General features: G+C 40.9%; 21 protein-coding genes and 1 other annotated feature. Of the genes, 18 read left to right on the plus strand and 3 right to left on the minus strand.

What is annotated here, in order from left to right; all coding sequences use genetic code 11:
* Positions 1–249 precede the first annotated feature (249 nt).
* Together IGI42_RS14900 and IGI42_RS14905 are read left to right on the plus strand one after the other, a co-directional pair.
* On the plus strand, positions 250–1,095 hold the full coding sequence (locus IGI42_RS14900) for an aldo/keto reductase (RefSeq protein ID WP_438716655.1): 846 nt from the start codon (positions 250–252) through the stop codon (positions 1,093–1,095).
* Positions 1,096–1,106: 11 nt separating this feature from the next.
* Positions 1,107–1,712 (plus strand): metallophosphoesterase, encoded by a 606-nt coding sequence (locus IGI42_RS14905; protein ID WP_438716656.1) that lies wholly within the window; start codon positions 1,107–1,109, stop codon positions 1,710–1,712.
* Between the two features lie 50 nt (positions 1,713–1,762).
* On the opposite strand, the gene IGI42_RS14910 is transcribed toward IGI42_RS14905, so the two are convergent.
* Together IGI42_RS14910 and IGI42_RS14915 are read right to left on the minus strand one after the other, a co-directional pair.
* Positions 1,763–3,127: a PH domain-containing protein gene (locus IGI42_RS14910; RefSeq protein ID WP_438716657.1), complete on the minus strand. Its 1,365-nt coding sequence runs from the start codon at positions 3,125–3,127 to the stop codon at positions 1,763–1,765.
* The gene (locus IGI42_RS14915) at positions 3,124–3,501 is read right to left on the minus strand and encodes a GntR family transcriptional regulator (protein WP_438716658.1); all 378 of its coding nucleotides are present in this window, start codon (positions 3,499–3,501) and stop codon (positions 3,124–3,126) included. Before IGI42_RS14915 ends, IGI42_RS14910 begins: the two co-directional genes overlap by 4 nt.
* A 207-nt stretch (positions 3,502–3,708) precedes the next feature.
* On the opposite strand from IGI42_RS14915, the gene mnmA reads away from it, so the two are divergent.
* The 3 genes from mnmA to IGI42_RS14930 all read left to right on the plus strand — a co-directional run bounded on the left by mnmA (position 3,709) and on the right by IGI42_RS14930 (position 5,617).
* Positions 3,709–4,839, plus strand: coding sequence for a tRNA 2-thiouridine(34) synthase MnmA (mnmA, locus tag IGI42_RS14920; protein ID WP_438717056.1), 1,131 nt, complete (start codon positions 3,709–3,711; stop codon positions 4,837–4,839).
* 175 nt (positions 4,840–5,014) lie between these two features.
* On the plus strand, positions 5,015–5,284 hold the full coding sequence (locus IGI42_RS14925) for a hypothetical protein (protein WP_438716659.1): 270 nt from the start codon (positions 5,015–5,017) through the stop codon (positions 5,282–5,284).
* Positions 5,285–5,368: 84 nt separating this feature from the next.
* Positions 5,369–5,617 carry a hypothetical protein gene (locus tag IGI42_RS14930; protein ID WP_438716660.1) on the plus strand — a complete coding sequence of 83 codons (249 nt, stop codon included), beginning with the start codon at positions 5,369–5,371 and terminating at the stop codon, positions 5,615–5,617.
* A 55-nt stretch (positions 5,618–5,672) separates the two neighbouring features.
* On the opposite strand, the gene IGI42_RS14935 is transcribed toward IGI42_RS14930, so the two are convergent.
* Positions 5,673–6,941, minus strand: a complete 1,269-nt coding sequence (locus tag IGI42_RS14935; protein ID WP_438716661.1) for a multidrug efflux MFS transporter — start codon at positions 6,939–6,941, stop codon at positions 5,673–5,675.
* Positions 6,942–7,164: 223 nt separating this feature from the next.
* Between IGI42_RS14935 and IGI42_RS14940 the strand changes: the two genes are divergently transcribed.
* From IGI42_RS14940 to IGI42_RS15000, 13 genes are all read left to right on the plus strand, one after another.
* A complete protein-coding gene (locus IGI42_RS14940; protein WP_438716662.1) occupies positions 7,165–7,536 on the plus strand; it encodes a DUF1033 family protein in 372 nt (123 codons plus the stop codon).
* On the plus strand, positions 7,475–9,547 hold the full coding sequence (locus tag IGI42_RS14945) for a DNA topoisomerase III (RefSeq protein ID WP_438716663.1): 2,073 nt from the start codon (positions 7,475–7,477) through the stop codon (positions 9,545–9,547). Before IGI42_RS14940 ends, IGI42_RS14945 begins: the two co-directional genes overlap by 62 nt.
* A gap of 154 nt (positions 9,548–9,701) precedes the next feature.
* Positions 9,702–12,377 (plus strand): sigma 54-interacting transcriptional regulator, encoded by a 2,676-nt coding sequence (locus IGI42_RS14950; protein WP_438716664.1) that lies wholly within the window; start codon positions 9,702–9,704, stop codon positions 12,375–12,377.
* Between the two features lie 116 nt (positions 12,378–12,493).
* Positions 12,494–12,820, plus strand: a complete 327-nt coding sequence (locus IGI42_RS14955) for a PTS sugar transporter subunit IIB (protein WP_438717057.1) — start codon at positions 12,494–12,496, stop codon at positions 12,818–12,820.
* 24 nt (positions 12,821–12,844) lie between these two features.
* On the plus strand, positions 12,845–13,162 hold the full coding sequence (locus IGI42_RS14960) for a PTS lactose/cellobiose transporter subunit IIA (protein ID WP_438717058.1): 318 nt from the start codon (positions 12,845–12,847) through the stop codon (positions 13,160–13,162).
* 11 nt (positions 13,163–13,173) lie between these two features.
* Positions 13,174–14,319, plus strand: coding sequence for a GNAT family N-acetyltransferase (locus tag IGI42_RS14965; protein ID WP_438716665.1), 1,146 nt, complete (start codon positions 13,174–13,176; stop codon positions 14,317–14,319).
* Positions 14,320–14,492: 173 nt separating this feature from the next.
* A complete protein-coding gene (locus IGI42_RS14970) occupies positions 14,493–15,755 on the plus strand; it encodes a PTS sugar transporter subunit IIC (RefSeq protein WP_438716666.1) in 1,263 nt (420 codons plus the stop codon).
* Positions 15,756–15,889: 134 nt separating this feature from the next.
* On the plus strand, positions 15,890–17,275 hold the full coding sequence (locus tag IGI42_RS14975) for a glycoside hydrolase family 1 protein (protein ID WP_438716667.1): 1,386 nt from the start codon (positions 15,890–15,892) through the stop codon (positions 17,273–17,275).
* 17 nt (positions 17,276–17,292) lie between these two features.
* Positions 17,293–18,390 (plus strand): DUF871 domain-containing protein, encoded by a 1,098-nt coding sequence (locus tag IGI42_RS14980; protein WP_438716668.1) that lies wholly within the window; start codon positions 17,293–17,295, stop codon positions 18,388–18,390.
* A gap of 70 nt (positions 18,391–18,460) precedes the next feature.
* Positions 18,461–18,687, plus strand: a binding site (T-box leader).
* Positions 18,688–19,034: 347 nt separating this feature from the next.
* Positions 19,035–19,676: an amino acid ABC transporter permease gene (locus IGI42_RS14985; protein WP_438716669.1), complete on the plus strand. Its 642-nt coding sequence runs from the start codon at positions 19,035–19,037 to the stop codon at positions 19,674–19,676.
* Positions 19,677–19,703: 27 nt separating this feature from the next.
* Positions 19,704–20,339, plus strand: a complete 636-nt coding sequence (locus tag IGI42_RS14990) for an amino acid ABC transporter ATP-binding protein (RefSeq protein WP_438716670.1) — start codon at positions 19,704–19,706, stop codon at positions 20,337–20,339.
* A 46-nt stretch (positions 20,340–20,385) separates the two neighbouring features.
* Positions 20,386–21,222: an amino acid ABC transporter substrate-binding protein gene (locus IGI42_RS14995; RefSeq protein WP_438716671.1), complete on the plus strand. Its 837-nt coding sequence runs from the start codon at positions 20,386–20,388 to the stop codon at positions 21,220–21,222.
* Positions 21,223–21,292: 70 nt separating this feature from the next.
* Complete coding sequence (locus tag IGI42_RS15000; RefSeq protein ID WP_438716672.1) at positions 21,293–22,114, plus strand: transporter substrate-binding domain-containing protein; 822 nt, start codon at positions 21,293–21,295, stop codon at positions 22,112–22,114.
* The last annotated feature ends 4 nt before the right edge of the window (positions 22,115–22,118 follow it).

Genomic DNA, 22,118 nt, shown 5'->3' on the forward strand with positions numbered 1-22,118 from the left:
AGCTCTGAGAAATAATTCGAAAATAGCTTTTCATATGGTTGTGATTATTCGGCTTATTTTTCGAAAGAGCGGCTTCAGTTACACCGATTATGTGGTTTTCAGTGGCTGTGACGCTTTATGTCGCAGCCACTATTTTTTTGCAGAAATGACTTGTTATAATTAATTAGGTAGTACTAAGAAAGCCTAATTGAAGTAAAACTTGAGGAGAATACGTGGAGAATTTGGTACACTTAGTAGGAGGTGAGGAAAATGACAATAGATCTAGGTGATAAAAAAGTAGCAGCTATTGGTCTGGGGACTTGGCACATGGGTGAAAAAATAGCCAAACGTCAACAGGAAATTGCGGCACTGCAGGCAGGGATCGATGCAGGCGCACAAGTGATTGATACCGCTGAAATGTACGGAGAAGGTCGTTCAGAACAGTTAGTAGGTGAAGCGATCGCTCCTTATGATCGAAGCAAGTTATACTTGATTTCTAAATTTTATCCTTGGCATGCTGATAAAGAAAATCTGCAACGTTCGTTGGCGCAAAGCTTAGCCCGTTTACAGACAGATTATTTGGATTTGTATTTGCTTCATTGGCCAGGCAGTATACCTCTGGAAGAGACCATAGCTGAGCTAGAACGTATGAAAAAAGCGGGTTTAATTCGTCAATGGGGCGTATCCAATTTCGATACTAATGAGATGCAGCATTTATTTAGTGTTCCTGAAGGAAAAAACTGCATAACGAATCAAGTGCTTTACAATTTAGCCAGTCGAGGAATAGAATATGAGTTGTTACCGTGGATGAGAGAAGAAAAATTACCATTGATTGCTTATTCGCCAATTGCTCAAGGGGATACTTTAGGCGGAAAGTTACTAGACAATCCCCTGCTGAAAGAAATTGCAGCGACTCATCAAGCAACGATTTTCCAAATTTTACTAGCTTGGGTGATTCGCGACGGAAAAACCATCGCTATTCCACAATCAGGTAATGCTCAGCATGTATTGGATAATCTCCAAGCCTGGGAGATTCAATTGACACCTTCAGAATACGAGCAGTTAAACCAAGTCTTTCCCGAACCAACCAGTAAACAACCATTAGACATATTGTAGGTGAAGAAAAAATGAAATTTTTTATTGGAGATACCCATTTTTTTCATGAAAACCTGTTAGGAGACAATGATTTTGCGCCTCGCTTATTTGATACAGTGGAAGAAATGAATCAGCAGATTATCACTAGCTGGAATGCCGTCGTTAAAGAAAAAGATACGGTCTATCATGTAGGTGATGTAGCCATGCATCCTAAATACGAAAAGGGCAACCAAGAAATATTGGAACAAATTCTTCAGCTAAACGGAAAAATTGTCTTTATTAAAGGCAATCATGATTCCCGAGCATTCCTTAATTTCTTAGCTGCTAACGATCCCATGATGCCTGATGGGACACCAAAGTTTGAATTTCATGACGTAGGAGCGATCGTAAAGTTTAATCATCACCAGTATTATATGACCCACTATCCAATGCTTTTAGGCACTACCTTGAATATCCGCAATCTTCATGGACACATTCACCACTACAGCGTCCCGATTGCTGAGGATATAAATGTCGGTGTGGACGCTCCCGAGCGTGATTTTCTGCCGGATAAGCTGCCATTTGGTACACCACTTTCCGAAAACATGATTGACATCATCGCCGAAGCGAAGGCCAAAGAAGTTGCGAAATTGAAATAGAAACAAAAGAGTCGTTTATCCAAATGAAGGATGAACGGCTCTTTTTGTACTTATTTTAGAACTTCCTGAATCTCCCGATAGGCTTCTTCGGTTTCTTGTGGCTTCTTACTTGTAAAATAATAATCCCGGTCAGAAGTTTCGATCTTCAAGATTGGGTGAGAAGCATGGATCACTAATAAATCAGAGGGCCTGCCGCTTAGGCGGAAATTTCCCATGGCATAATAATCCGTCGCAAAGCCATTAGTTTTCACCCCGCGACCAAGCTTTTCTACCAATGAAACCTGCTGAATATTAGCCAAAGCAATTTGCCGTTCCCGCAAAAAGGGACCATCCAGCGTGATTTCCTGATTATCCACGTGATACACAAAAGGGTTAGGATGATAGTCCAAAATATACAGCGGCACGGTGGTAGTAATCATGGCAACCACCAAAATCACTCCACTGATTCCCATCATAACTTTCCCAGAAGTCGTCGCCATGTTGACTGTCAGATTCAAGCCGATGCGATCCGGCACCATGAAGCGGGTATCATTGGGATTATAATAAATACCATAGCGCCAATAATAATCGTCTCCTTGGTAACGAAAATCCTCCGACTGTGCCAACAGCTGATCCTGTTTGTTTCGCAAAGCGATCAGCCAACCGAAAGAAAAGACAATGATTAACAGCAGCAAAACCACCTCCAAAGTCGTCAATAAAGCAAACTGTTCTTGCCAAATATCCATTGAAAGCAGCGGCAGGTAAACCATGAAGGGCATTAGAATTCCTGCGGCAATCATTAACACCGACCAATAATATTTCGTCAGATCATTATACTGGCGATTGATTTCCTGATCGCTGGTTAAGGCCCGTACCGGTAAGCGCCCCACCATATACCAGCCGCCTACCATCAGTGCTTCAACCAAAAGCAATGTCAAAAAAATAAGCAAGCTCCCCGGCACAGAATGGGCTAAGAAGAATAAGCCACCGCATAACCCAATCGCCAAAATAAACCATTTCCCAGAAACTAACTTATCGTTTTTCTTCAACACCAGCTGGGTATTGATTTGCACCGGCGCTTCCTCCAACTGCCAGTTGTTGTCCTCAATCAACTGCCGCATTTTGCGAATGTAGCGAATTTGCAGGAAATAGGCGGTGCCCATCGACACAAACAGCATTACGAAAAACAGCAGCATAAACCAGAAATCCCGCATCGACAGTAAAATCACCGCTTCAACTGCACTTATCAGCACCGCAAATTGAAATTGTCGGCGACGGTACTCCTTGGCTAAGCTGGTCACCTGAGGATCATCCAGTTTAGCAGGGGGAAGGGTGTTTTCAATAATGACATGATTATGAGGCTTAGCGGCCAATGACAAGATAAAAGCCATCAGCAAATTGCAGGACACTAAAATGATCCACATGATTAAATTCATTTGTCTCTTCCTTTCCCAAAGCTGGTTAAAATATCGGTAATTTTTCCTTCAATTTCTTTTTCATCGGTGCCCGCCAGGTACAGCTCCGCTAAAAGCAAGGTAAGGGCTACTTCCTTCTCGGTCTTTTTTTCTACCGGCAGGGGAGCCACCAAGGTTCCTTTGCGGCGGTCGGTCAGCAAGTAGCCTTCTTCCTTCAATAGCTGATAACCCTTGGAGATGGTCATGGCGTTAACCCCCAGCTCGTCGGCGATTTGCCGAACGGTGGGCAGCTGTTCATTGGGCTGCAGTTCCCCTTTAGCGATGCCAATAATGATTTGTTTGCGCAGTTGCAGGTAAATCGGCTCATCTGAACGAGAATCAATTTCTAAGATCATGTTCAACGCCTCCTTTGTATTATATATATTAATACAACTAATACAAAAAAGCAAATGCTCAAAAATCCTTTGATAATCAGAGAGTTTAACGAAAATTTAAAGTTTCGATGTTTTTGCACCCTAAATCGAATAATTTATCGTATAATACGTGTTACTGAAAAGTTGCGACCTTCAAATCGTAGAGTTTTCGGAATCTAGATTGAAATGATGGTGATACATGTGTCGAACAGCAACACAAGAGTTGTCGTGGGAATGAGCGGCGGCGTGGATTCGTCAGTCACAGCTCTTTTACTAAAAGAGCAGGGCTATGACATTGTTGGGATTTTTATGAAGAATTGGGATGACACCGACGAGAACGGTGTGTGTACCGCAACCGAGGATTATAAGGACGTAGCAAAAGTCGCTGCCCATATCGGTATTCCTTATTATTCGGTCAATTTTGAAAAGGAATATTGGGACCGTGTTTTCGAATATTTCTTAGCAGAATACCGGGCTGGACGGACCCCAAATCCCGACGTAATGTGCAACAAAGAAATTAAATTCAAAGCCTTTTTAGACTATGCAATGGATCTAGGTGCCGATTATGTGGCAACTGGACACTATGCCCAAGTTACTAAGGATGAAAACGGCGTTGTTCACATGCTTCGCGGCGTCGACAACAACAAAGATCAAACTTACTTTTTGAGCCAATTGTCTCAAGAACAACTATCAAAAACAATGTTCCCTCTAGGCGGTATGGAAAAGTCTGAAGTACGTGCCATTGCAGAACGTGCTGGCTTAGCTACTGCCAACAAGAAGGATTCAACCGGCGTTTGCTTCATCGGTGAAAAGAACTTCAAACAATTCTTGAGCAACTATCTGCCTGCTAAAAAAGGCAACATGGTAACATTAGATGGCGAAATTAAAGGACAACACGATGGTTTGATGTATTACACCATAGGTCAACGTCAAGGTCTAGGCATTGGCGGCGGCGGGAAAACACAAGAACCATGGTTTGTGGTGGGTAAAGACCTAAGCACTAATACGCTTTACGTTGGACAAGGCTTCCATCACGAAGCATTGTATGCAACTAGCTTAGATGCTAGCGAAATTCACTTTACTACAAATGAAGACAAGCCAAAAGAATTCCGGGCAACAGCGAAATTCCGCTACCGTCAGCAAGACGTACCAGTAACTGTGTACTTAGAAGACGGTAATCGTGCGAAAGTCGTATTCGACGAACCAGTACGAGCAATCACTCCAGGTCAAGCTGTCGTTTTCTACGATGGCATGGAATGCCTAGGCGGCGGTCTAATCGATCACGCTTATCAAGAAGCAAAAGTATTACAATACGTTTAATAGAAGTGCGTAACTCTGACTTAAATAAGGCATAAAAACAGGACATGCCTTTTCGAAAATAATCACCTTGAATGACTGCCTTTCAGCGGGTAGTTTATTCAAGGTTTTTTTGTATGAATGAGATGAGAGAAAGGTTAGAATATGATATAATAATCATTAAAAGGGGACGATAATCTTGTCAGTATTCAATTTGTTTGTCGTTGTAATGTGTGGGTTATTTGGGGTGATTACAACTTATAGCGGATGGTTGTTTTATCGCGAACGGGAATTTTCGTACATATTAATAGGGATGTTTACTGGGTTAGTTTCTTTCGTTTGTTACATCGATCACTTTGCGGAAAACGAGATCGTTGTTTGCAAAGGGCTATTTTTAGCCTTTTGGGTAGTGAGTGGCGTGTTCTTTCTAGTCAAAGCACGAATTTCTAAGATAAAAGAACTTAGTTAACTCTTGATTGAACACATAGTCTTCTGACGTTGGCTTATATCTTGAGAATTTTTGTGATAAACTGTTCAAAAAGGAGTTGTGCAAATGAATAGTGCAGATTTATACGTTGTCGCCACGTGCGGCATTTGTGCAATTATTACCGGCTATAGTATTTTAATGATGAAACGTGACTTCAAGCTTTTGTATGTAGGTATTGCCTGTATCAGCGGCATGCTTTCTATGGTGATGTACACGTATCGCTTCGATGCACGTGAACCCTTCTTGATGATGTGCCTGTATTATGGCTGCTGGCTGTTCAGTGCCATCTTCTTTGCTAAGAAAATAAAAGCATAAACAAGCTTGTCAAACACGAACTACTTATACTTCTATAACAAAAGAAAGCATTGTCCTATTTGTGGACAATGCTTTCTTCTTTTTTCTGATGAAAAGCTTCAGATTTGGCAATTCCCTTGGTATTGCGATGAACCGAAAAATAATTAACTAGTACTAGTAACGAAGTAGATAAGAAAACGCCTCGGTATCCAAAAATAGATGACACACTAGAGCCAATCATCGGTCCCACGACATTACCGGCTGCTTGGAAGGATTGATTGTAGCTGAAAATCCGACCCGCTGCTTGATGAGGGGAATACTTGGTAATCAAGGTTTGCACCGCTGGCAACAGACAAGCATCGGAAATGCCGACTAAAAAGCGCAGGAAGGCCAGCTGCCAGACATTTTGCACGATCGCCATCGGCAGATAAACCACAATCGCAAAGAGTAACCCAATCCCCAAAATCTTCTCACTGCCAATTCGATCCCCTAAACGCCCTAGCCGTGGAGCGGCGATCAAAGTAGCAATACCGGGAATCGAAGCAATTATACCGCTAACAAAGGTTATGTTTCCGTGATTATGCATCAATTGACGAATATACAAGCTAATAATCGGGCTAATGGAATTATTAGAGGCTTGAATAATCATCGTGGTTAGAAACATCCCTAAAATTAAATGTGGATATTTTAGCTCTTGGAAGATTTGCTTGGCTGGTACCATGTCTTTTTTCTCAATCGGTGTAAATTCCTCATGAACGAAGAAGACACTTAGCAGAAAGACTAGAAAAAGGATACTGCTGGTGATAAAAAAAGTGTAACGATACCCAAAGATTGAAGCGGTTGCTCCGCCGACTAAAGGCCCTAGTAAGCTTCCAGTCACTGATCCAGTGGATAAAGTTCCTAAAACTTGGCCGCTTTTTTCCTTTGGGGTTCCGGTGGCGACTAAGGCGGTGGCGTTACTTATGTATCCAGAAAAAACTCCCTGTAAAAGCCGCAAGCCAATTAATTGGTAAACATTAGTCACTAGACCCATCAGGCCGATCACAACTGCCATCCCTAACGATGCACGCAGCAACATCAACTTTCGACCTTTTTGGTCAGCCAAGCGCCCCCATAAAGGTGAGACAATGGCGGTGATTAAAAAAGTGGAAGAGAAGGTTACCCCGCTCCACAAATTCAATTCTTGACTAGTGTAATGGCCCAAAGTATCAATGTAAAAGGACATAAAAGGCATCACCAAGCTAAATCCGATCCCTGCCATGAAGGTACCAAACCAAAGCACAATTAAGTTCTTCTGCCAAGTTGGTTTCGGCGAAAAGAGTCGTTGTTTGATTCGTTCAGACACAATTGCTCTGCCTTCTTTCATTTGTTTTCAAAACATTTTCATTATAAACCTAAAAAATAGAATATCAAATCCCAAATGACTGTGATAAAGTAGAATTAAGAAAAACGCAAAAATATTGTGTTAAACTAAAGAGAATCACTTCCACTGAAGCGAGCACTTGAAACAGAACACTTGAAAAAATTGAAATGGATGCTTATGATGTCAATGGAAAGAAGGGGTGTAAATGTATCAGGTTATTACCATGTATGGCGACAATGAACCATGGTGGTTTTTTGAAGATTGGAAAGAAGACATCACCGAGGAAAAGCAATTCGACAACTTTGACGAAGCTGAGAAATATTTTGACGAGCGCTGGGAGGCTCTCTCTCAAGATTATACATATCATAATACCAAGAAAAATTATTTAAGTGCGTTCTGGAATGAAGAGGATGAACGTTGGTGTGAAGAATGCGACGATTATCTTCAACAGTATTGGGGTTTGGCCTTATTAATGGACAATCAAGCAATAACTGTTGAAAGCAGAAAGGAATTTTATGAAACAACTAATACTAGCGGAAAAGCCAAGTGTTGCAAAAGATTTAAGCAAGGTGCTTAACGCGAACCAAAAACATAAAAATTACTTTGAAGGACCCAATGTGATTGTAACTTGGGCCCTTGGTCATTTATTGAGCTTAAAAATGCCCGAAGACTTAAACCAAGAATGGCAAAGCTGGCAGATGGAAACTTTGCCGATGATTCCAAAACATATCGGTATCAAGCCATTACCCAAAACACGAGGGCAACTAAAAACGATCCAACAACTGGCTAAACGCAGCGACATCTCTGAAGCTGTCATCGCTACTGATGCCGGACGTGAAGGAGAGCTAGTAGCTCGCTGGATTTTAGAGTATGTTAAATTTAATAAACCAGTGAAACGTCTGTGGATTTCTTCCCAGACACCAAAAGCGATCAACGACGGCTTTAAAAAGGTGAAACCCGCTAAGGAATACGACAATCTTTACTATTCTGCTTTGGCTCGTGCTAAAGCCGATTGGTTAGTCGGCCTAAACGTAACACGGGCACTAACAGTAAAATACGAAGACAGTCTTTCAGCCGGTCGTGTTCAGACACCAACCTTGTCATTGGTTCGCCAGCAAGAACGAAAAATTGAAAAATTTCGACCGCAAAACTATTTTGTCCTCTCTTTACAAGTAGAAGGACAAAAGGCCAAACTGAACCAGAAAAATCCTTACGGCATCACTGAGAGGGAAAATGCTGAAAGCTTAGTCAAAGAACTGAGTCAACAAAAAGGCACAGTGACAGAAATTAGTGAGAAAGAAAAAGTAGAGCCAGCACCACTACCTTACGATTTAACCGAAATTCAGCGAGAAGCCAATGCCCGCTATCAATTCTCGGCTAAGAAAACCTTATCGATCGTTCAAAGTCTGTATGAAATCCACAAAATTGTGACCTACCCGCGAACAGACAGCAAGTACTTAACCAGTGATATGAAAGCTACGATGAAAGAACGCCTGCAAGCTATCAGTGATTTCGCTCCAGAAGTGAAGCTGTACTTGAAAAATGGTGCCCAAGTCAAGCAGCAACGAGTATTCCAAGACAGCAAAGTAACCGATCACCATGCGCTGATCCCAACTGAACAACGTCCGCGATACGAAAAGTTATCCAACGATGAACAACGGATCTACAGCATGATTGTTACCCGCTTTTTAGGTTTATTCGCCGATGCCCATAAAGAAAGCCAACAAAAGGTGACAGTCGCATTTGGCAAAGAAACCTTTACTTTTCGTCAAAGCAAGGTGTTAGTGGCTGGTTGGAAGAAATCAGAAGATGAAAAGCCTGCAATTCAATGGAAGAAGGATATGCGTGTTGTCCCTGACTTTACTATTGAGAAGGCCTTAACCTCACCGCCCAAGCCACTAAATGAAGGATCGCTTTTAGGCTTAATGGAAAAACACAGCTTAGGTACACCGGCAACACGTGCAGAAATTATCGAAAAGCTGATCAAATCTGAACTGATGGAACGTACCAACAGCGGTCTGCAAGTCTCGCCAAAAGGCAAGCAGCTGTTGGAATTGGTTAATCCTTCATTAGTGACACCAGAACTAACCGAAAAATGGGAAAAGCAGCTGGAAGCTATTGCTCAAGGCAGTTATTCCAGCAAACAGTTCTTGAAGGAAATCGAAGAAGATACGAAAAAATTGGTGCAAGAAGTCAAACAAAGCGAACAAAAATACCAAGATTTCTCGATCACCCAAAAGAAATGTCCCGAATGCGGCTCTTTATTAAGAGAAAAGAATACTCGCGACGGGAAGATTTATATTTGTACCAATACAGAATGTAATTACCGTCGTCGTAAAGAACCAAAAGTCTCCAACCATCGCTGTCCACAATGTCACCGTAAAATGGAGATCATTGATGGTAAAAAGGGATCGTACTTCCGTTGCAAGTATGATGGCACGACTGAGAAAATGTTGGACAAAAAAGAACGCAGTAAAAAAATGACCAAGCATGAAGAACGTCGCCTGTTGCAGAAGGTTAACAAAGAAGCAGAGCCACAGGAAAGCGCGTTAGCTCAAGCGTTAAAAGCGGCTATGGAACAAAAATAGTAGACCGAAGAACAGGCCATTGTGTCTGTTCTTTTTTCTACAAAAAATAATCCTGTAATCGATTTCTTTTATTCGCAAATACTCTAGTTATTGAATAGAAAAAGCTGTATAATAGGAACCGGTGTATACCACTTCATGTCAGGAGGTGCTGAAAATGAAAGCAAGAAAAGACGAAGTGTTAGACCTTTTGAAGGAACACAAACAGGAAATGACCGCACAGGAATTAGCCGATAAAATGTCCATGGATCGTACCAACATCAGTCGCTATTTAAACGAACTAACCAAAGACGGATTAGTGAAGAAAATTGATGGACGACCTGTGAAATTTCAAATGGTGGTTCAATCAAGCGAGAACCACATTAACTTTGATAACCTAATCGGTCGCGAAGAGTCCTTGAAAAGTCAGATTCAAAAATCGAAAGCTGCAATATTATATCCCCCACGAGGGTTGCACACTATTATTTTCGGTGAGACTGGGACCGGGAAGACAATGTTTGCGGAATGTATGTATCGATTTGCCGTTTCAGCCGGGGTTTTAGATGCGAGTGCACCTTTTATAACCTTTAACTGTGCCGATTATGCCCAAAATCCCCAATTGTTATACGGACATATATTTGGGGTAAAGCGAGGAGCGTTTACTGGTGCAGAAGAAAGCCGTGAGGGGTTAATGGCTCAAGCGGATGGCGGCATTTTATTTTTAGATGAAATTCATCGTTTACCACCAGAAGGCCAAGAGATGCTTTTTACTTTTATTGATAAGGGTATTTTTCGACCGTTAGGCGACAGCCAAGAAAAAACGGCATCTGTTCAAATTCTTGGAGCTACAACGGAAACTAGCTCAACATTCTTATCCACCTTTAACCGACGGATTCCGATGCAAATTGAATTACCCTCCTTGGCTGAGCGTTCCTTAGATGAACGTTTGGCAATTATTAAAGAATTTTTGCAGCAGGAAGCCAACCGATTAATGGAAGATATTACAATAGATAAACGCAGCTTGTTGGGTTTCTTACTCTATACTGCTGAAGGCAATATCGGACAGCTAAAACGAGATCTAAAATTAGTCTGTGCCAAGGCATTCCTACATTACCAAACGAACCGTGATCTGGATAAATTGATGATTACCGAAGATGACCTGCCACTCAATGTACAAAAAGGGCTCCTACGAATGAAAGAGCAGCCAGATTTGGGGCCTTTTTTAGACAAAAAAAATCTTTATATGAGCTTCAAGCCGGGAACTGAAGAAGTAGTCTGGGGACAAGATCCAGCAAAAAGTATGGAAGTCTATCATTCCATTACTTATAAATTGGATACTTTGAATCAAGAAAACCTGACGGAGATTGACCTAGAAGAATTAATCTCTAACGACGTAGATCAATATTTTGAGACCTATGTTGAAGAACTTTCCCATACAAATGCCTATCGCGAGATTATCCCCGATGATTTGTGGCATTTAACCAATGAATTATACGAAATTGCTGGTGAAAAACTGCAGCGGGAATACGATGAAAAGGTTCGTTTTGCTTTTGCCTTGCACCTGAATTCTACTATTGAAAGAATCAAGGCAGATCAAATCATTCCTCATCCTAACTTAAATGAAATCCGCAAAAAATATTCCAAAGAATTTCAATTGGCGATTGAATTGTCAGGGCATATTGAAGAAGCGTACAATATTATGATTCCGTTGGATGAAATTGGCTTTATTACGATGTTCCTAACGATGGAAATCAGTGAAGACAAGCATCCAGATGAACGGCAAGTAGCGGTGATTGTTGTCATGCACGGAAAATCCACAGCTTCTAGCATGTTGGAAACAGCTCAGGATTTGCTGGGCACTAAAGACGGCATTGCATTTAACATGCCGCTGACGGTCAAGACCGAGGAAATGTATGGGACGATGCGCAATTACATTGCAGCTGAGAAAGAGAAGTTCTCAGAAGGAATTATCTTGTTAACAGATATGGGTTCACCAAACAACTTTGGCAATTTAATTTATCATGAAATGGGTATACGAACTAAAGTGATTTCCATGGCTAGCACGATGCTTGTATTGGAAAGTTTGCGTTTAGCTACGCTAGGCCGTTCACTAGAGGATATTTACCACAGTGTTATGACGATGTTTACGAATGTGATTCAAATAGAAGAACCTTCACCTAAAGAGGGCAAACGAGTGATTATCGTGGCCTGTTTTACCGGTGAGGGGGTGTCTAAACGACTGAATCAGGTGGTTTCACAGCTAGTAGATGCCAACGAGTTTGAAGTAGTCCAGATGCAATCGCTGGAACGAGAAAGTTTCAAGCATCGTATTGATCAATTGATCACCCAAAAAGAAATTGCGGCGATTATTGGGACGATGGAAATCCATTACCAGCAGATTCCATTTATTCCAGCCTTGAATCTATTTAATCGGCAAAAAATCTTAGAATTTCAAGATATTCTAGGCACTAAGATTTCTCTGCCGGAGATGGTGGATTCTTTAACGCAAGATTTCTCACCGGAAATCGCAGTCAACGAATTGTTTTTCGCAACGGAAGAAGCCATTCAGCGAATTCGGAAAAGTCGTGGGATGATTATTGATACGAATGTATTACAAGGGCTGATGATTCACATTGCTTTCTTGGTAGACAAGATCAAAAAAGATCTGCCACGCCCAATCTTTAAAGATGTGAACAGCTATCGTCAAGCCAATATTTCGATGTTTGCTGAAGTGACGTTGCAGCTAAAACCGATTGAAGACCAATTTGGTGTACAATTGACAGAAGACGACAAAGCGTATATCGTAAAAACTTTATTGGACAATAGTATTGAACTAGAATTGCACAGTGTGTAATTCTAGTTTTTTTGTGTGTAAATTGAAAACCTTATCATATCAACTACCGTGCACATGAAAAGTTGGCACAGTAATTGCTTTATATAAAAGTGAAAATAAAAAACTTTAAGGAGTGTATCACTATGAAAAGAATTATGTTAGTTTGTTCCGCTGGAATGAGCACAAGCCTATTAGTTACTAAAATGGAAAAAGCAGCTGAAGCAAGAGGAATGGAAGCGGATATTTTTGCCGTGTCTGCCTCAGAAGCAGATGCAAAATTAAATGATCCAGAAAATCCTGTGGATGTTTTATTGTTAGGCCCACAAGTTCGTTTTATGAAAGCTCAATTCGATGAAAAATTAGCAGGAAAAAATATTCCATTAGAAGTTATCGACATGAAAGACTACGGCATGATGAATGGCGAAAGTGTCTTAGATACAGCGATTACTTTGATGGATCAATAAGGAGTTAGCAAGATGAGCGATCAAATGACACAAGAACAATTGGAAGCAATCATGGGTTTAATTATGAATTCCGGAAACGCCAAAAGCAATGCAATGGAAGCGATTCAAGCTGCAAAGAAAAATGACTTTGAGCTGGCTAGAACCAAACTGACTGAAGCAGATGAAGCATTGGTAGAAGCACACCATGCCCAAACCGGGTTGTTAACTAAAGAAGCGCAAGGGGATCAAATGACGGTTACTTTATTAGCAGTTCACAGCCAAGACCATTTGATGACCAGCATTACCTTCAATGATTTAGCAAAAGAAGTCGTTGATATTTACCAACGCTTGGCTGACGAGTAGGAGATGGTCTCATGAAGCTGCCGAAAAATCAGGCAACTTTGCAAGCGGTAACGAGTTTAATTGAATATGCTTTTAACAAGCAGCAGCCAATTATTGACGATTCGTTGTTTTTGTCGCGTTATCAGCATGCCGATTGCTTCGGCACTTTCCATCACGAACAACTGAGCAGTTTAGTGATGGTCAATCATTTCCAAGCGAAGGTCTACGAGGCAATAGTGCCGATGGCAGGAATTGGCTATGTAGCCAGTTATCCTGAGTTTCGCGGAAGCGGTGGTGTTTCAGAAATCATGCAGGAAATTTTGACGGACTTATACGATAGTGGCGTCGTAATTTCCCAGTTAGCACCTTTTTCTCAACGCTTTTATCGGCAGTTTGGCTACGAAAATACCAGCCAGCAAAAAAAGTACCGCATACCTGCCGCGGCTTTTGCTCACGTGATTAGTGAAAAAAAAGGCGAAATCAACCGAGGTACCTGGGATGAAACACAGCAAATAATTAAAACTCTTTATCAAGAGGCTTTAACCAGCAATCAAGTTGGGACAATGGCAAGAGAGGACTGGTGGTGGGAACGCCTGCAGGAGTATTATACTCACCGTTTTTACGCAATATGCTATGACCAAAATCAGCAGGCTCAAGGCTATATGATCTATCGTCTGCAGGGAGACACTTTCCTAGTGGATGAACTGGTTTATCTTAATGGCTTTGCTTTACGAAAATTAGTGACCTACATGAAGGCGCACGTTTCGTCTTTTAGCTGGTTTGAATATGCAGCACCAATGCATGAATGCATGGAAGTATGTTTTGCTGAGCAAGATTCACTGGAAATTAAATTGACGCCTTACATGATGAGTCGAATCATCAATTTACCGCAATTATTTAGTCAATTACCAATTGATGCTGACGAATTAATCGTGGAGGTTACTGAGGATCAGCAATGTCCTTGGAATCAGGGAATCTGGCGGTTGAAAACTGGTGAGTGCCAGTGGGTGGAAGGGTTAGAACCCGACATTCGCGGCAACATCCACGCTTGGACGGAATTAATTTTAGGCAACTTATCCTTAGAGGAAGGATGCTTGTTAGACAAATTTGAAGTAAACAATCAAAAAATCATGGCTTCCTTTCCAAAAGGCAAGCAATCATTTTACGATTATTTTTAAAACTAGGCTTCCAGTCCAACTTTTGACCGTTGAATAAAAAAGCAACCAAAACTCAAATCATGCGCCATTAGGGAACCGAGAAGTTTAGTTGGATGGTACCCGTGGTGAAGATCAGAATCATTTTTTCTAAGACAAATGAGTATTTTATTATCGAACTAGGAGGAAATTTTAAAATGGATGGATTTATTAATTTTATGGAACGGCGTTTTATCCCGATTGCGTCTAAAATTGGGGCACAGCGACACTTAGTTGCAATCCGTGATTCATTTATGGTTACGATGCCTTTAATGATTTTAGGGGCTTTAGCAGTAATGATCAACAACTTGTCATTAACGATTCCAGCCTTTGGCGATTTCATGAACGGCATTTTCGGTGGCGAATCTTGGAAAGGCTTTGGTGGGGGTATTTGGAACGGTACTTTCGGTATTCTATCAGTGTTTGTCGCTTTCTTAGTGGCTTACAACTTAGCTAACAGTTATGGTAAAGATGGCGTATCAACGGGTGTCGTTTCTGTAGCCTGCTTCTTCACATTAGGTGCAGCTACCAGCGGAATGAACTCAACTGGTTTATTCGTAGCCTTAATCGTTGCCATCGTTGTTACTGAATTATTCCGTCGTCTGATCGGTAACCCAAAATTAGTTATTAAAATGCCTGACGGTGTGCCGCCAGCAGTTGCTAAATCATTTGCGGCGTTATTCCCAGCAATGATTACTATTTGTCTATTTGGTTTAGTTGCAGCAGTTATCGGTGCTTTCGGAGTTGAAGATATGTTTGCGGCATTCTACGAAATGGTTCAAGAACCATTCATGGGATTAGCGAATTCTTACGGTTCAGCACTATTAATTGCTTTCATTACACCATTCTTGTGGTTCTTCGGGTTACACGGAGCCAACATGATCGATCCATTCATGCAAGCAATTAATGCACCAGCAATTGAAGCAAATATGGCTGCAATTAATGCAGGTAAAGCAGCTCCTTATATTGTAAACAAACCATTTATCGATTCATTTGTTAACATGGGTGGTACTGGGGTAACACTTGGTCTAATCATCGCAATTTATCTAGTTGGTCGCAAACATAAAGCCTTCATGGTAGTGAACAACTTGGCAGCAGCTCCAGGTGTATTCAACATCAACGAACCGTTGATGTTCGGTCTGCCTTTGGTATTGAACCCAATCATGTTCTTTCCATTTATTTTGGCACCAATGGTCTGTGTGACTACTGCCTACTTTGCTACTAAATGGGGGTTAGTACCGCCAGCAACATTTATGCCACCTTGGGTAACACCGCCAATTTTAGGTGGGTTCTTAGCAACACAAAGTATCTCTGGTGCCGTATTATCAGCAGTGAACTTAGTTATTTCCATTGCGATGTACGTACCTTTCGTAATGCTTTCTACAAAACAAGAACTAAAACGCGAAGCAGCAGCAAAATAAGATCAAGCAAGGATTCAAGGATCAATGGATTCTTGAGTCCTTACTTTGTGTAAAGCAATTCTACACTAGCAAGTAAAAAAGTATAATACAAGTCGAACAACAAATCTTTCAAACAAGTCAGGAGACATTTACCTATGAAACAATTTCCAGCAAATTTTTGGTGGGGCGCTGCCACATCAGGTCCTCAAAGTGAAGGACGCTTTAATAAAAAACATGCTAATGTATTTGATTACCATTATGAAATCGAGCCTGAAGTATTTTACAACCAAGTAGGACCTGATACGGCCTCTAATTTCTACAACAGCTACAAAGAAGATATTCAAATGATGCGTTCGATTGGCATGAATAGCATGCGTACTAGTATTCAATGGAGCCGTCTTATTAACGATCTGGAAACAAATACTGTCAATGAAGATGCTGTGCGATTTTACAATGATGTGATCGATACGATGCTAGCTGAGGGCATGACCCCGGTAATGAATTTGCATCATTTCGATTTACCAGTTGAACTGTTTGATAACTATGGTGGTTGGGAGTCGAAAAAAGTTGTCGATCTATTTGTCGGCTTTGCTAAGCGTTGCTTTGAATTGTTTGGAGACCGGGTGAAGTATTGGACGACTCACAACGAACCAATGGTAGTAGTAGAAGGCGAGTATCTATTCCAATTTCATTATCCCAATATTGTCGATGGGAAAAAAGCGGTTCAAGTAGCTTATAATTTGAACTTAGCTTCTGCTAAAGCAATCAAAGCCTTTCGTGAACTGAAAATCGAAGGTGCCCAAATCGGTACAATTCTTAATCTAACTCCTACTTATGCCGCTTCTGATAATGAAGAAGACCAAGAAGCTGCTCGCATTGCCGAATTATGGAACAATAAAATGTTCCTAGAACCAGCGATTTATGGTCATTTTCCAGCAGAATTGGAAGAGCTGTTGGCTCGTGATAAAGTGCTTTGGGAAACGAATGATGAAGAAAAAGCCATCCTGAAGGAAAACACAATTGATTTCCTCGGCGTGAATTTCTACCATCCAAATCGAGTGAAGGCTCCAGATGTGGCGCCAAATTCGGTAGGCTCATGGATGCCAGATCGTTACTATGATGCCTATGACATGCCCGGACGTCGTGTGAATTTAGACCGTGGCTGGGAAATTTATCCTAAAGCACTGTATGACATTGCTATCAATATTAAAGAGAATTACAAAAATATTCCGTGGTATGTATCTGAAAACGGTATGGGTGTTTCTAACGAAGACCGTTTTAAAAACGGTGACGGCATGATTGAGGATGATTACCGGATCGATTTTGTACAGGAGCATTTAGAATGGCTGCATCAAGGGATCGAAGAAGGCTCAAACTGCTTTGGCTACCACATGTGGACGCCAATTGATTGCTGGTCATGGTTAAATGCGTACAAAAATCGCTACGGGTTCATTTCCAACAATATCCATACCCAAGTTAAAACTGTCAAAAAATCCGGTCACTGGTTCAAAGAAGTGGCCGAACAAAACGGATTAAGGTAAATTACAGGGAGGCAAACATGAAACGAGAACTAGGAGTATCGATTTATCCTGACCATAGTGATCCTCACGAGGATCGACGCTATTTGAAGAAAGCTGCTGATTTAGGATATACTCGGATTTTCATGAGTATGCTAGAGGTAACCGACGGCAAAGACAAAGTTCGGGAAAAGTTCCAAGGCATTATTGGCTATGCCAAGGAATTAGGCTTTGAGACCATTTTAGATATCGCACCATCGATTTTCGATGAGCTAGAAATTTCCTATGATGATTTGAGGTTTTTTGCCGAGTTGGGAGCGGACGGCATACGTTTAGATGAAGGTTTCGATGGCAATAAAGAGGCGATGTTAACGTTTAACCCCCAAGGTTTGGCGATTGAATTGAATATGAGCAATAATGTGGCTTACTTAGAAAACATTTTATCCTATGAAGCCAACACACCATTCTTGTATGGTTGTCATAATTTTTACCCACAAAGCGGCTCGGCTTTGCCCTACGATTTTTTCATATCCTGCAGTGAACGGTTTAAACGTCAGGGGATCAAAACAGCTGCCTTTGTGACGAGTCATTCTGCCCAATATGGTCCATGGAATGTGAACGATGGCTTACCAACTTTAGAAATGCATCGCCATCTGCCAATTGACTTGCAAGCTCGCCATATGTTTGCAACTGGCTTAATTGATACTGTCATTATCGGGAATGCTTATGCTTCGGATGAAGAGCTGGAAAAAGTTGCCGCTGTTGATCGTTACAAGCTAAGCTTGAGTGTTGATCTAGTTTCAGAAATTACTGAAGTCGAAAGCCAAATTTTAGCTTATGATAAGCACTTCCGTCGTGGGGATATCACTGCATCGATGGTACGGTCAACTCAAGTACGTGTCAATTATAGCAATGTAGAAAATCCACCCCATGATAATGAGCAAGAGTTCCAAATAGGCGATGTTGTTATTGGCAATGACAAATTTGGCAAGTACAAAAACGAGCTGCAGATTATCTTGGAGCCTCATGCGGATGAGCGGAAAAATTTAGTAGGTAAAATCCCTAAAGAAGAACTGATTTTGTTGGAGTTTTTACGCCCTTGGTCGAAGTTTCAATTTGTTACCCAGGCTTCTAACTGAAAATTAGAAAACGATGAAATTTTCTGGTTGACAAACCCTTTGACGCGGTGTAAAGTAATAACAACTTAATCAATCGACAATGAAAAGAAGAGTAGCAGGTAAATTACTTTTAGAGAGTCTCTGGCAGGTGGAAAGAGACAGTGATTAGTTGTGAAACACATCTTTGAGTCGACTAACTGAAAAGAGTAGGTTAGTCCGGGCAGGCCCGTTACAGCTGTGGTCAGATAGACCAGTGGAGATTGCTTGTTGTGAAACAGCAATGAAAAAAGGTGGAACCGCGTAATTTACGTCCTTTAGTCAATATGACTAAAGGATTTTTTTTATTTTCATCAACACTGGACAATGACCCATTGAGGCTTTTTCTGCAAAGAAAAGGCAAATAAGAGGTGGAACCACGTCCAATGACGTCCTCTGGCCAAGCAGCCAGGGGACCTTTTTTAATTTTTAAAGAAAGTATAGGATATTCACAATTAGAAAGCTGATGAAACCATTTCTAGTGGTGTCCGGCTTCACAAACTAGCTTTGTCGGTATTAAGCGAAAATTGAGAGAAACTTGAGGAGCAGTTTATCTCAATTTTAGTCTTAATGCTCCAAAGCTGAGCGAGTTTGCGAAGCCTTTCTTAATTTAGGGAGGAACAGAAAGAATGAATTATTTAGTTGATGTTATGCCGCAATTATTAACTGGTGCCAGTACTACGGTGAAATTATTTTTATATACGATTATTGGCTCACTACCTTTGGGAATTTTACTTTCCTTTGGTTTATCCAGTCGTTTTAAACCGATCCAATGGGTTTTACAGCTTTATGTTTGGATCATGCGGGGAACTCCTCTGCTGCTGCAATTGATTTTTGTTTTTTACGGCTTACCTTTAGCTGGGATTGTATTTGATCGTTTTGAAGCAGCACTTTTTGCTTTTGTTTTAAACTATGCCGCTTACTACGCAGAAATCTTCCGCGGTGGGATTCAATCAATTCCACTAGGACAATATGAAGCGTCTCGCGTGTTAGGTCTAACACCTTTTCAAACAATTACACGAATTATCATTCCGCAGGTAGTCAAAATTGTGTTACCTTCTGTCGGAAACGAAGTTATTAATCTTATTAAAGACACATCTTTAGTATACATCTTAGGTCTATCAGATGTTATGCGAGTAGGGAAGATCGCAATGGAGCGGGATACAACCTTGCTGCCACTACTAGGAGTAGCCCTGATCTATCTTGTGATGACCGGTATTGCCACAGTACTTATGAAATACTTGGAAAATCGTCTGAACTACTATCGTTAGAAATTTTCGTAAAGAAGGAGCAGCCTCATGATTGAATTAAAAAATGTCAATAAATCTTTTGGCACTAAAAAAGTTATCAATAATCTCGATTTAATAATCCCCGATGGTCAAATACTAGCAATTGTTGGACCTTCTGGTGGAGGGAAAACCACTTTGCTGCGAACGCTAGCCGGATTAGAAAAGGCGGATAGCGGCACATTTTTACTAGATGGTGAACCGTTTGATCCCGCTGCGGATAAACACCAAGAGCAAGTTGTTGGTGTAGTATTTCAAGACTTCCAGCTATTTCCTCACTTAAATGTGATGGACAATATCACCATTGGTCCCAGACTTGTCTTAAAAGAAGAAAAGGACATATACACGAAAAAAGCGCAAAACTTAGCTAGTTTGTTAGGAATTGAAGAGTTGTTAAACAGTTATCCTTTCCAATTGTCTGGGGGACAAAAACAACGTTTAGCTATTGCTCGGGCAATGGCAATGGGACCAAAAGTCTTGGCTTACGATGAACCAACTAGTGCATTAGATCCTGCACTACGTCAGCAAGTAGAAAGTTTGATCTTAGAGTTAAAAGAAGATGGCGTTACTCAAATCGTCGTTACCCACGATTTAGTTTTCGCTGAAAATATCGCAGACAAACTATTGAAAGTCGAACCAATTAGTTAATAAGAAATACCATAATATAAATTTACTTATTGTAGGGGGAAAAAACATGAAATTGAAGAAGTTTGTATTAGGAGCAGTTGCGTTAGTAAGTGTAGCAGCCTTGGGTGCTTGCGGCGGCAATAATGACGATGCAACCTCAGATGAAAACACATGGCAAAAAGTAGAAGAATCAAAGAAAATCACTATCGGCTTGGATGATACCTTTGTACCGATGGGCTTCAAAGACGAAGACGGCGAAATCGTTGGCTTTGATATTGACCTTGCAAAAGCAGTCTTTGAGCAATATGATGTTGAACCCACATTCCAACCAATTGATTGGTCTATGAAGGAAAATGAATTAGATAACGGCACGATCGACCTAATCTGGAACGGTTACACAATGACAAAAGCTCGGGAAGAAAAGGTCGCCTTCACAAAACCTTACGCACAAAACGAGCAAATGATTGTAGCTAAAAACGATAGTGGGATTACTAAAAATGAAGATTTGAAAGACAAAATTTTAGGTGCGCAAGAAGGATCTTCTGGTTACGAAGCCTTCAATAACGAGCCTGAAAAAATGAAAGACTTAGTAACCGACCAAGATGCCACCTTATATGCTAGTTTCAATGAAGCCTTCATCGACTTGGAAAGCGGTCGGATTGATGGCCTGTTAATCGATAAGGTTTATGCGGAATATTACTTGAAGCAAGCTGGTAAAACCGATGATTTTACAGTCTTCAATGCTGGTTTCAACAATGAAAACTTCGCAGTCGGCGCACGCAAAGACGACACTGAATTGGTTAACAAAATCAATGAAGCCTTCGATACTTTGCAAGAAAATGGGAAGTACGGAGAAATTTCACAAAAATGGTTTGGTGAAGAATGGAGTATTCCTGAAGAATAGTAGAATATAGGCGAGCAGATGGTGTTCGCCTATTTTTTATACAATAAAACAAAAATGGGGGAAATATCAGATGAAAAGATGGATAGTGGGATTAGTTGGTATGGTTATGTTATTTGGACTATCAGCATGTGGTGAAAAGGAAGCAAGCGGTGACGACAGCTGGCAGAAAATTGAAGAATCAAAAAAAATTACAATTGGTTTGGATGATACCTTTGTACCATTGGGTTTTAAAGACGATGATGGTGAAACGGTGGGCTTTGACATTGATTTAGCCAAGGCGATTTGTGATGATTATGGTATTGAGCCGACTTTTCAAGCCATTGATTGGTCCATGAAGGAAAATGAGCTGGACAATGGAACAATCGATCTAATTTGGAACGGCTACTCTGTGACAAAAGCCCGGGAGGAAAAAGTGTTGTTCACTAAACCTTATGCTAAAAATGAACATATCGTTTTGACTCGTAAGGACAGTGGTATTACGGAGCGGGAACAAATGAAAGATAAAATTTTGGGTACACAAGAAAGCTCTTCTAGTTATGAATCTTTCCTGAAGAATCCTGAGTATCTGAAGGACTTAGTTCAAGATGAGGATGCTGTGCAGTACGCTAGTTTTAATGAGGCTTTTATGGATCTTGAAAATGGTCGATTAGATGGTATTTTAGTTTCCGTTATTTACGCAGAGTATTATTTAAAACAAAATGACAAGCTGGATGAGTTTAACCTGTTTAATCCTGGCTTCCAAGGTGACAGTTTTGCTGTAGGTGCGCGCAAGGGTGATGAAGCATTGGTAGAAAAACTAAATCAGGGCTTTGAAAAACTAGAAGAAGATGGTCGTTACGCTGAAATCTCTGAAAAATGGTTTGGTACAGCCTGGGAGATTCCTGAAGAATAGTTCA

The organism is Enterococcus sp. AZ109 (assembly GCF_051714625.1).
Classification (GTDB): Bacteria; Bacillota; Bacilli; order Lactobacillales; family Enterococcaceae; genus Enterococcus_A.

Excerpts from the sequence above, each read along its gene's own strand:
- IGI42_RS14915 (WP_438716658.1), bottom strand. The coding sequence starts at position 3,501 with ATGATCTTAGAAATTGATTCTCGTTCAGATGAGCCGATTTACCTGCAA.
- IGI42_RS14960 (WP_438717058.1), top strand. The coding sequence starts at position 12,845 with ATGACACAAGAACAATTGGAAGCAATCATGGGTTTAATTATGAATTCC.
- IGI42_RS14940 (WP_438716662.1), top strand. The coding sequence starts at position 7,165 with ATGTATCAGGTTATTACCATGTATGGCGACAATGAACCATGGTGGTTT.
- IGI42_RS14905 (WP_438716656.1), top strand. The coding sequence starts at position 1,107 with ATGAAATTTTTTATTGGAGATACCCATTTTTTTCATGAAAACCTGTTA.
- IGI42_RS14985 (WP_438716669.1), top strand. The coding sequence starts at position 19,035 with ATGAATTATTTAGTTGATGTTATGCCGCAATTATTAACTGGTGCCAGT.
- IGI42_RS14995 (WP_438716671.1), top strand. The coding sequence starts at position 20,386 with ATGAAATTGAAGAAGTTTGTATTAGGAGCAGTTGCGTTAGTAAGTGTA.
- IGI42_RS15000 (WP_438716672.1), top strand. The coding sequence starts at position 21,293 with ATGAAAAGATGGATAGTGGGATTAGTTGGTATGGTTATGTTATTTGGA.
- IGI42_RS14950 (WP_438716664.1), top strand. The coding sequence starts at position 9,702 with ATGAAAGCAAGAAAAGACGAAGTGTTAGACCTTTTGAAGGAACACAAA.
- IGI42_RS14965 (WP_438716665.1), top strand. The coding sequence starts at position 13,174 with ATGAAGCTGCCGAAAAATCAGGCAACTTTGCAAGCGGTAACGAGTTTA.
- IGI42_RS14975 (WP_438716667.1), top strand. The coding sequence starts at position 15,890 with ATGAAACAATTTCCAGCAAATTTTTGGTGGGGCGCTGCCACATCAGGT.
- IGI42_RS14945 (WP_438716663.1), top strand. The coding sequence starts at position 7,475 with ATGAAACAACTAATACTAGCGGAAAAGCCAAGTGTTGCAAAAGATTTA.
- IGI42_RS14990 (WP_438716670.1), top strand. The coding sequence starts at position 19,704 with ATGATTGAATTAAAAAATGTCAATAAATCTTTTGGCACTAAAAAAGTT.
- IGI42_RS14970 (WP_438716666.1), top strand. The coding sequence starts at position 14,493 with ATGGATGGATTTATTAATTTTATGGAACGGCGTTTTATCCCGATTGCG.
- mnmA (WP_438717056.1), top strand. The coding sequence starts at position 3,709 with ATGGTGATACATGTGTCGAACAGCAACACAAGAGTTGTCGTGGGAATG.
- IGI42_RS14930 (WP_438716660.1), top strand. The coding sequence starts at position 5,369 with ATGAATAGTGCAGATTTATACGTTGTCGCCACGTGCGGCATTTGTGCA.
- IGI42_RS14980 (WP_438716668.1), top strand. The coding sequence starts at position 17,293 with ATGAAACGAGAACTAGGAGTATCGATTTATCCTGACCATAGTGATCCT.
- IGI42_RS14910 (WP_438716657.1), bottom strand. The coding sequence starts at position 3,127 with ATGAATTTAATCATGTGGATCATTTTAGTGTCCTGCAATTTGCTGATG.
- IGI42_RS14900 (WP_438716655.1), top strand. The coding sequence starts at position 250 with ATGACAATAGATCTAGGTGATAAAAAAGTAGCAGCTATTGGTCTGGGG.